Source organism: Deltaproteobacteria bacterium (genome assembly GCA_016874775.1).
In the GTDB taxonomy this organism is placed as follows: Bacteria; Desulfobacterota; Binatia; order Bin18; family Bin18; genus VGTJ01.
Map to the genome: position 1 here is coordinate 1 of VGTJ01000199.1, position 10,300 is coordinate 10,300.

Consider the following 10,300-nt stretch of genomic DNA (forward strand, 5'->3'; position numbering starts at 1 on the left):
CTTAGACCGAAGCCAGCACACAATGGTCTCGTCTCTCATCCCTGCTCTTGTGCAGAGGCTCTCCACTCCGGTCAATCACTATTGCGGTAAGTTGTTTCCTGCCACCGCCTAAGGTAATAAAAACCGTATCCATTATTCCAATTGCTAGAAGAAGTTTTGCCCGCCACGCCCTCGTACGGAGTAGGAGCAGAGGTCGCTTTTGCCCACAGGGCAAATGTCAGTTGCGCGGGTTCAAACGCCGCACTGGAAGCAACGGTTGCACTCGTTCCAGCGGCCAAGGCCGTGCCCACTTTGCCAGTCGTCCATCCTGTAGCATTGGAGAGGGTGACTACATAGCCATTGCCCGATGAATCTGCCGCTGTAGCTCCTGCTCCTTCCTCGAACTTCCAGTAGCCAATTGGATCGGTAGCAGCGACAGCCGTCAACTGCGCAAGTGGCAGGAAGAGCGCAAGCGCCACCAAAGCAGTCAGGTGCGGAGATGAATGCTGAAAAAGGAACCGCACAACGGTTGTTACAGAATTATGCGTGCGGCTATGAGACTTCGCGGCGCGTGAAATCGAGGGCTGATGCAGCGGCGTAAGCCGATTGCGGATTGGTTCCATTGGTAGTTCCCTCCTGACCGTCCTGAGGATGTTGTGGTTTGTGTCCGAGAACGCAAACCGGTGGAGTATGCGTGGAGACGGGAGGGCGACGCTTGCACCAGTAGAACAGCCACAACCAACAGGGCTTCCTACGCCGCCTTCGTACTTCGTCAAGGTAAAGATTTTTAATTGCTGTTGTGATTGTGTTGCGATACTTCTGAGGTGATCTGGCGCGGCCAGATCCAATACGAAATTTCTCCTCCTTTTTTGAGGGAGACCTCGTCAAAGTCCCAAGATCTGAATTCTAACGGGACAGGGTGTATGAGGAACGCTGAAAAAAAGCAAGTCGGGATTTTCCCTGATCTAGGGGCGCGATGGCTGATGCTGTCCGAAACTCTCTGTAGGGTTCGACCTGTTGTTGTCTCTACGGATGGCTGTCTTGACACCATACAAGTCGCTGTGATGAACAGAGACCGACGATAACGAAAGAGGAGGTGCCCGTAATGGATATTACAACGCAACGTGTGAGTATTGGTCTCGATGGCAAAACCATGAGCGCGTATATGGCGCGGCCAACCGATAATGCCCAACGTCCAGCGGTGCTGGTGTTTATGGAGATCTTTGGTGTGAACCCGCACATTCGTGATGTCACTGAACGTGTGGCACGTGAAGGATATGTTGCGCTGGCGCCAGATTTCTTTCATCGCACGGGGCCAGGGGTGGAGTATGGCTATGATGAAGCGGGAATGAACAGTGGCATCAAGCTCCTCATGCAGCTCAAAGCCAGTGAGATCGTCGCTGATGCCCGTGCCGCGATGTCATTTCTCAAGCGGCAGAATTTCGTCAAAGGCGACAAGATTGGCGCGATGGGATTCTGCGTTGGTGGGCATGTGACCTATCTCACGGCCTGTGAAACCGAGATCAAAGCTGCGGCCAGTTTCTATGGTGGCGGCATCGCCGGCGAGAAAGGTTTTGGTGGCGAACCTTCGACGATCGGTAGAACCAACAAAATCGGCGGCAAGATCATTTGTTTGTTTGGTGCCAAAGACGCGCACATTCCCATGAATCAAGTCGACGCCGTTCGCACTGAACTCGAAAAGCAGAAGATCCGTAACGAAGTCGTTGTCTACCAAAACGCCGACCACGGGTTTTTCTGTGACCAACGTGCATCGTACGACAAGGCGTCGGCAGACGATGCGTGGGCCAAAGTGAAGAAACTGTTCGCTGAGGAATTGGGGAAGTAAGAATCCGTCTAGGGAGACTTTAAGGAACCCGTTCGCACTTCGACTTCGGCGCTGCGCGTCTACGCTCAGCATGAACGGGCCTATGACCGCTCGTCCTGAGCGTACCCTGAGCGGAGTCGAAGGGGAAGTCGAAGGGCGCGAAAAGCCGCTAACTTGATGCCATTCCCCTATGGAGAGGGGGCGCTCGTAACGTTTGCCGTGGATGGATTTGTTGTGCAGGCCGCGTTGGAGAAGGGAGAATCTCCCGCGGTATTGAATGCTTGAACGTGATAGCAGTACACCGTTCCAGAGACGGTCTCTGTGTCTGTGTATGTAGTCGTATTGACCCCAACTACAGCAAGGCGGACGTACGTTCCAGCGGTGCCGACCTTGCGCTCGATCTTGAAGCCATCTTCGTTATCTGAGCTGTCGATCCAGGTGAGACGCTTGGTCGTCGGTACTGGGTCGGAACCGACTGGTGGAGTCGTAGTAGAGGAAGACGAAGCCGTAATGGCGAAGGTCAAGAGAAAGTCATCAGCGTTAACATTGCTAAAGCTGTCCTGACAGCGGACGTAGTAAGTGTAGCTTTGGCCATTTTGCAATCCGCTGACTGTGACAGTGTGTGATAGTCCGCCGGTAGTGGAAAAGGTATTCGGCAATGTGTCGTAACTCTTCCCCGCGAGAGGACCGTATTTGCAGGTCGCATTCTCATTGGTGCTCAGCGTCAAGGTGCTCTGCGTGGTGCCGGCTGCCAGCGCGCCGGAAGGCGTGCCGTTGGTGCGCAACGGAGGGATGTTATCAGTCAGCGTTGCAGAAGCGGTATATAGCGAGTGGACTTCTGCTGCGGATAAGGCCCGATTGTAGAAGTGCACGTCATCAATAGTATGGCGACGGTTGCTGGTGCCGGGCAGCCGACCAATGAGCAGCGCACCGCCATGAAAGAACGGGCCGGTAAAATTCGTTGCGGTCCCTTCGACGCCGTTGACATAGAGGCGCACGGTCCGGCCATCATACGTTCCCACAAGGTGATTCCAGGTCGTCGGGATGATAGGCGCCCGCGCCACACCTTGATACCAGGTATTCACGAAGAAGCGGATTTCTGAGCTGCTGACATAATAAAAGCCGTCACCATCGTTCCAATTCTCAGACGACGTTTTTCCAGCCAGGCCCTCATAGGGAACCGGCGCGGCCTTGGCTTGCATCCAGAGGGCGAAGGTCACTTGTGGCGATTCCAGTACTGCGTTGCGAAGAACGAGAGCGCTAGCGCCAGGGGCTAAGGCGGTCCCGCTCTGGCCGGCTGCCCAGCCCAAGGCATTTGAGAGGGTGGCTGTGTAACCATTGCCAGAGGTATCGACTGCAGTTGTGCCGCTACCCTCATCAAACCGCCAGTACCCGTGCAGTCCCTGAGTGGGGACTGACTGTGCGAGAGTATTCGCCGTGGTCGCGAGTAAAGTAAACGTCACTATTACGAGAATGGACAGGTTAGTGCTAACGTTGCGGAGAAAAAATGCCATGCTTTCCTCACAAAGGTCTACTCGCGGCGAGAAGCGCTAACGGCAAGTCGTTTTCAGATTTATCACTGAACGTTATAATTCGCCCCACCGTTGTAAGACTCTTTCGGAGGTTTTGCCTGTTTCTTTAATAGGTCCTGGTGCTCAGGCCTGCCTCGTGCCCCTCCAGAGCACGTCCGCATTGGTACTTCACACGTGACAATGTCGAAGCGAAACCGACCATCTGTATGGTGGCGCCTCGATGAGGGTCTTAATGGATGCAGGGGAATCGGGCGCGACGCTCGCTGCCGGTGATGTTAATGGCGATGGCAGTGCAGATGTGGCTATGGATACACTGTCTGAAAATCAGGTGACCGCATGTGGAGGAGCTGGACACGAAAAGAGAGAGCGTTCGCATCTTCTGTAGGGTGATGAGTACGCACCGCGCTGATGGTTTCCCGTTGGAGATCGGATGAGCGGAGTGAGCTGTTTGCTACAACAAGTTCGGTCGTGCGATTCGGAGTGTAAAGAAGCCTGTCGCGTGCGCTATGCGCACGAATATCACGGCGTTGCGACGCCGCGTGCGCATAGCACACACTACCCTGCTACAGCAGTTCACACGTTATGGTTCTGGAGTGATCGTGACATTGCGCGTCCATTGACCGGTGATGGTGCCGGCCAGGCCAATAACCGTGACTGGAAGGGAACTGTTCGTTGTTGAATTGTTGCCGAGTTGGCCGAAGGAATTGTTGCCCCAGCAGCGGGTAGTGCCCTCAGCTAAGAGGGCGCAGGTGTGGAAAAAATCTGCCCTTGGATCGTCAGGTCCATTAGCGATTCCCGCGCTGTCTTTGAGGTCTACCCAAACGTTCGTATTCTGCAAGAACCCGTGTGAACCTGGCGTGCCTGCCTGCGGCCCGTGGGGCTTATCTCCACCGATCAGACTGAGTACATTGCCCTGGACATTAAAGCGGGTCCACAGCAGGAGCTGTGTGTCATCGACAATGCGCAGATGAAGGTCAGAAAGATTCCGCCACCGTTCAGGATGGGTCCAGGAAAATGCGAATTGTATCCTATCGCCTGCAGTGACGGTGACAGTCTGCGGTAACACTTGCTGTGTGCCTACGTTGCTTCCGTTAATGAACTTGCGAGACACGGGACTAGTGCATCAAAAAGCAAGCGGTCATTCTTGTTGAGACCGTCAGCATCGGTGATACGAATGTGCTTCTGCTCGTCTCCGACCTTGGGGCCACCTTCGACGGTAACCCGGGTATAGGCGACCTTGGTGCCGTCAGGATGCCAGGCGGGCTCGACATCGCTGAATGATGAGGATGTCACCCGCTGTAGAATATTGCCATTGGGGTCCATGATATAAATACTTTCGTGAAGCACACATTGTGAGGCGGTCTCTCCACCACACTCTGAGACATAGGCGATCTTGGTGCCGTCGGGTGAAAACACTGCTTCGCCATCAAAGCCGGGTGAATTGGTCAGGCGACGAAGGTTGGTGCCGTTGATGTTCATGATGAAGACCTCGTAATTGTCGGAGTCGACAATGCCACCAAGCACGCCGTTGTCATCAGACCAACTGGAGGAGAACAGCACCCGTTTGCCATCAGGGGACACTGTGGCGTGGTCATCGGGCAGCGCAAAAATGTCCCCTTCATAGCGAAAATTGAACGACTGAAACGAGGTGAGTTGTCGTAAGCCGGTGCCGTCTGGTCGCATGACGAAAGTCCCACCACGTTCTTCTGAGCCAAAGATATTACCGAGCAGTCCGCCAAAGATATCTAACCAACAGTGAAGACGAGAAGGTCGTTTGCTGCCATCGTGACTGGTGTGAAGCGCGGACAGAAGCTTGACAGCAGCAGGAGTACGAGGAGAACAGTAGTGCGCAAGTGCAGTAATGAGCGCCGCCGACGTCTTGGACGATGGGATGGGTTGTGCGGGTTGAAGTGAGAGTGCGGTAAGTCCATAGGTAATGTCTCCTCGGTTTCAAAGAGTGCATGGTGAGATTGCTTCGTTGCAGTGCTCCTCTCGATGACATAGTGCGTGCCGTCATTACGAGCGCAGCGAAGCAATCTCACCCGAATCTCATCGCTCGCGCCTATAAAGGTCGATACGATGAACCATTACGGTACTTCCTTTACTTGTGAATTCTTCCTGCTGCGATCCGGTCTCCTGGGTGCCGCGCGCCGACTTCCGGTGCTGGTCGTGCTGCGGCGTGTTGTGTGAGCAAGATTACGCTGAAGAGCAGGGTAATGAAGACGATGAACAGGTGTCGCTTCATGAGAGGTCTCCTGTGTGGGTTGTAGTTGCAGGTTCCATGTTTCAGGGTTCACATTGAAGAAGCAGAAATTCGTCGGCTTGCTGCGTTTCCTTACGGCTGCAGTTGCAGCGTCCGCCACTCGGACTGCAAGAGCGATGCGCCATCGGTACCGAGCGCTTGGACGCGCCACTGCAATGGTGTCCCGGCATGCTCCTTGATCCAGGAGGGGGCGGTGTACTCGGTCGTGCCTTGGTTAATGACGGCCGAGAACAGGGGTTTCTCCTCCTTGGTGATTTCGAGTTGATAGAGATGCGTGCGTGTCTCTTCGGCCCAGCGGAACGTGAGCTTCTGTGCCGCTGGCAGTGTGGCCTTGTCTTGGGGACTGAGGAGTTGGATGCCGCCTGCGGTGCGCGTGGCGAGGTGGAGGCCTTGGGGGTTGGCGCCGACATAGTAGCGCAGGACGGGCAGGGGAAAACCTGCCACACCACCACTGTCGACTTGCCCTGGGCCGAACACGGAGCCCGCCTCTTTATCGTCCGTGGCTTCGACGCGGAGGAGGATCAGATGCAGGCCATCGGTGGCGCGTGGCAGTCTGTCCGGACTTGGGCCGGGCAGGGTGATCTTGCCGGTCGGGGCCAGGAAGGTGTCGAAGCGGTCAATGAGCGTGTAGCGACGTTGTAAGCCGCGTTCTTCCAACGGTAAGGTGCCTTCGGTCAAGAGGTCTCGTTCCTCAGGTAAGGGATCACCAGGCACGACCACTTCCCAGCGCCCTTTGAGGCGTCCACTGCCGTTGTAATGAATCTCGGCACGAAACGGTTGCAGCGGCTGGCCCTGGTTCACGGCGAGGATCGGAGCGTCGTTATTGTTGAAGCGCAGTTGCACCTCGGTGAGAGCTAAAGGCGAACGTGCCCCACCACCGGCCATGCGACAGGTGACGGGCACGAACTCATCGGGTCCGCCGCTGAGGCTCTGAAAACGACGGACATAGAAGAACTCTGAGGCATTGCCACGGAGTGCATCTTGATAGGCCCGCCGTGCGACCGAAGGGGGAATGGTCATGATGTCAGTGAAGTTGCGACCGCCACTGGCGGTGGAAAAATCGCTCCGCGGTGGCAGCACGCCAAAGATGGTGCCAGCGACACAGGAGCCATCAGGGTTAATGGCGCCACACCAGGTGCCTTCCATCGGCCGTTGATCGTTCAGACCAATGAAGGTGAGAAAGGCAACTGTTGGACCGTTGATGCGTGTATTGACGCCGGTGGGATTGACCGTCACGGCGGGGGCAATGATGCTCAGGCTGTGAAGACAGAGCCCAGTTAGGATGAAGCGCGTGGTCCTCATGAAAGTATCCCTTAAAACAAACTTACGCTCACCCCGGCATCGACGGTCCACACCGCCGAGTCGGTGGCGACCAGAAAGACCCGATCGCGCGCGAGCGTGGATTGCAAGGCATGGCGTAAGAAGAAGCGACAGGGCACCTTCTTCGTGCCGTACAGGGGCACCTCAAACGTGCGCGAAATTTGTGTGTCGAGCAGAAAACTGCGGCCGATGGAGAAACTGCTGGAGTCATCTTCATCGGTATAACTATACGTGCCCGTGAGCGCCCAGTTGGGGAGAAACTGCCAGTCAAAGCCGATGTTGCCCGTGCGCGTCATGCGGGTGAGCTTGCGTTCTTGATTGATGGCATCGGTCCAGCCCCCGCCAATAGTGAAGGAGAAGGTGGCGTGAGGACATAGACTCAGGGTCACCAGGTGCGCATAGTTGGTGAAGTCGGCCAGGTCACGACCTTGTTGCCTATTGTCTTGAAACGAATGCAGAAACTGGTAACTCAGCGACCATTGCCACCACGCGCCTGACCAATTGGCGCCCGTGGTGTGGGTAATATCGAGTTGGTCCGGGATATTGTCGAGCCGAAACCCGTCGGGGTCGGATGGTGGCTTGTTGGGACTGAACTGATGGGTCCAGCCAAAGCCATAGTTGATGGTTGGGACCCACCAGGCATCGAGCCGGGTGCCACTGAAGAGACTGCGCAGTGGGAAGCCAAAGTTGATCGTGGCATTCCGAGTCTTGGTGGTGAGAATCGTCGCGATGTCGTCGAGGTTATCTTCGGTCCAGGTATGGCGGAGTTGAAAGGACAACTCGCCCAAGTTGCCGTCTAGGCCTAGCTGGTTGATATCTTGATTGGCGGTGGTGAACATGCCCAGACTCTTGAACTGCGGATCGATGCGTTCATGGGAGCCACTGAGCGTGAGGGACAGGGCTTTGCCCCACCCGAGCGTGTAGTTCTGGACAATATCGACCGCGAGATCGATATAGCGCGCATTGTTGGCGGTTTGTTTGATCTTGACCAGCGCGGCGCCGCCACTCAGGGCGCGGTCGTTGGGATTGTCAAACGTACTGCGGGCAAAACTCAACTCCGTCCGCATCCGCCCATTCCAGGCACTGCCGATTAACCGCAGGCCAAAGCCACGGCTCTTCTCGGCATCGGCGATCTGGCCGACATTAAAGGATGTCTGTGGCTTGAGCCGTCCTTGCATCCACATCCCTTCCACACGCACGTTCCCCCAGCCGTTCTTCAGGAGATCGACGCCGATGGTGCCTGAGGTGATGTTGTTGCGTCCCAGATCGCCCAGGCCCAAGAAGTTGTCATAGCCGACGATACTGCGGCCTGTCATGGTATTCACGGAGACATCAAAGCGATCATTGAGTTTGTAGCGAAAGACCAGGCCACGAGTAGCGATATTGCGCAACAGATGACGATTGGTGCCATAGGTAATGTGGCCCATTGAGAACTGGGCATTGCCGCGCGTGACATCGACGAGATAGGAGCTGAGGTCGAGCTTGGGAGCGCTATTGCGCAACTGACTAAAGCGCAGCGCTTCCTTCTCGCGGCTACTGCCTAACAGGGCGGCTTGGGTTTTGACGAGAAAGTCGCCGCGTGCAAAGTTGGTGTCTAAGCCGCCTTGGAGAGTGAAGTCATTGAAGGGACTGGGCCGATCGGTGGCGCCAGCACCGGTGTTGCGGCTTTCGGCCAGTCGCGATTTCCAGTTGAGGTCGAGTTTGGGCGTGGTCTCGGCAGTTTTGAAGCCGCGCGGGGTGAGCACGCGGAGCGGCAACCGTCCGACTTCGGTCCAGTCATTGGCCGGCGAGACGACGTACAAGACCACGTCGTGCGGGCCACTCGTGTGTGGCAGGGCCGTGGGGGTATAGGTCAGATCGGCCCCCAACATCTTGAGCTGTGAGGTGACATCAAGGGTGCCGAGCAGCAGGGCAAAGTGTCCTTCCTCGGGCGTGGGCAAGCGACTCACGCGCAGTTCGACGGCATCGGTCGGATACAGCCATTGGTTCTCGGCAGCGCAGTTGGTGCGCGTCACTTGAATCGGCTCGCCCCAAGCGAGCGGAGTTCTGAGCAGTGCGGCAAGCAAAAGGGAACATAACCAGTAGTGTGCTCCCCGCAGTTGCTGACGTCGATGTTGTATTCTAGAGCGCATGAAATGCAGGTGGTCCGTGTAAATTGTTCCTCACATCCTGTCCTCCCTCTTTGGCGTAATGGCACTAAGTTAAACCACGACTGCACAGGTGTGGGTCCTTTCTCCCACCGAGAGAAGGTCAGGATGAGGGGAAAAAGTGTGGAGTTCCTTATTCCATTCCCTCACCCTAGTCCCGTGTCTCGCAAGTTCATGAGCGGTGAAATCGTAGGGCGCGTACCACGCGCCAGGCAGTTGGCGCGCTGCGCACGCCCTACAACTGCTCACGAAGTTATGAGACACGGTACGAGATAGTGGCTCGCGTAGGAGGCCGGGTGATTAGAACGTCGCTGTCTGCGTCGCCTCGGTAATCAAACTTTTTGTTGTTCCAACCTGACCGAAAAGCTTTACCGTCACCGTTGCTCCGGTAATTTTGTTGCCAGTGACATGGAATGCTTTGACAACGGCGCTGGTGGCATTCCCGCTGTTAATCGGGTTCGCCGTGGCGTTGACGGTGTGGGTGCCATCAAGGACGATTTTTCCACTTGCTTCGTAGCTCAGACCCGTAAAGATCGTCGGGGGATTTTGCAGCGTCCATTTGACAGTGACACAATCGTTTTCTGATGTCACTGGACACTCTGCCTGTGAGGAAATAGCAATATTGGTAATTTGGATCTTGCTGGCAGCGGCGGTGCCACCGCCAGGAAGGTTGGGTTTGACATCTTTGAGGTTCGGGTTAATCGGGGCCTCGATTTTGGGGGCTTGGACTTGTGCCAATTGTGACTGAGCTTGGGTGAATTGTGAGAAAGCAAGCAGTCCAACAATCAGGGAAAAACTCACAGTGAAGGAACGGCGAAACATGGTCGTTCTCCTTTGTTTTGGAATATGTCTTGATTCAATCTAGAGTGGAGGGTGGGGCGACCCGCCCTCCTATTTTTGAATGACAACCGCCAGGAACGTTAAGGGTCATCGCTTTATCTCCCTGTCGTGAGAGTGCATGTAGCGAAAAAAGGAGCGGAAGTCGTAAGCAAGTTGTAAGAGTTTGGTAAAATTTTTGTAAAATTTGCTTGCTGAGTTGTTAAAGAAAGCGATATTGTAAGGAGGCGCTGAGGTCATCTCAGGAATACGCAAGCGGTGCCGTGTGCCCTAAGGCATGGGCAAGAATTAAGTTACCGATTAAGAGCGAGGAAGAAGCGTATAGTTCCAATCGCCATGAAACTTACCGGGTTTGATATTGAGCGCTTGAAACTCATCGTCGGAGACCTGTAGGCCT

The 10,300-nt window shown here is 55.4% G+C and carries 8 protein-coding genes; 1 reads left to right on the plus strand and 7 read right to left on the minus strand.

The features are described 5' to 3' along the window. Positions 1-71: 71 nt before the first annotated feature. On the minus strand, positions 72-602 hold the full coding sequence (locus tag FJ147_24415; protein MBM4259030.1) for a hypothetical protein: 531 nt from the start codon (positions 600-602) through the stop codon (positions 72-74). A gap of 482 nt (positions 603-1,084) precedes the next feature. Here FJ147_24415 and FJ147_24420 point away from each other — a divergent pair, with 482 nt between their 5' ends. Continuing rightward, a complete protein-coding gene (locus FJ147_24420; GenBank protein MBM4259031.1) occupies positions 1,085-1,825 on the plus strand; it encodes a dienelactone hydrolase family protein in 741 nt (246 codons plus the stop codon). 167 nt (positions 1,826-1,992) lie between these two features. On the opposite strand, the gene FJ147_24425 is transcribed toward FJ147_24420, so the two are convergent. The 6 genes from FJ147_24425 to FJ147_24450 all read right to left on the minus strand — a co-directional run bounded on the left by FJ147_24425 (position 1,993) and on the right by FJ147_24450 (position 9,888). After that, the gene (locus FJ147_24425) at positions 1,993-3,318 is read right to left on the minus strand and encodes a LamG domain-containing protein (protein ID MBM4259032.1); all 1,326 of its coding nucleotides are present in this window, start codon (positions 3,316-3,318) and stop codon (positions 1,993-1,995) included. A gap of 598 nt (positions 3,319-3,916) precedes the next feature. Further along, positions 3,917-4,447 (minus strand): hypothetical protein, encoded by a 531-nt coding sequence (locus FJ147_24430; protein ID MBM4259033.1) that lies wholly within the window; start codon positions 4,445-4,447, stop codon positions 3,917-3,919. Then, a complete protein-coding gene (locus FJ147_24435; GenBank protein MBM4259034.1) occupies positions 4,414-5,019 on the minus strand; it encodes a hypothetical protein in 606 nt (201 codons plus the stop codon). Before FJ147_24435 ends, FJ147_24430 begins: the two co-directional genes overlap by 34 nt. 652 nt (positions 5,020-5,671) lie before the next feature. Next, the gene (locus tag FJ147_24440) at positions 5,672-6,883 is read right to left on the minus strand and encodes a hypothetical protein (GenBank protein MBM4259035.1); all 1,212 of its coding nucleotides are present in this window, start codon (positions 6,881-6,883) and stop codon (positions 5,672-5,674) included. A gap of 29 nt (positions 6,884-6,912) precedes the next feature. Then, positions 6,913-9,051: a hypothetical protein gene (locus FJ147_24445; protein ID MBM4259036.1), complete on the minus strand. Its 2,139-nt coding sequence runs from the start codon at positions 9,049-9,051 to the stop codon at positions 6,913-6,915. Positions 9,052-9,366: 315 nt separating this feature from the next. Further along, positions 9,367-9,888 (minus strand): hypothetical protein, encoded by a 522-nt coding sequence (locus tag FJ147_24450; protein MBM4259037.1) that lies wholly within the window; start codon positions 9,886-9,888, stop codon positions 9,367-9,369. Positions 9,889-10,300: the final 412 nt, after the last annotated feature.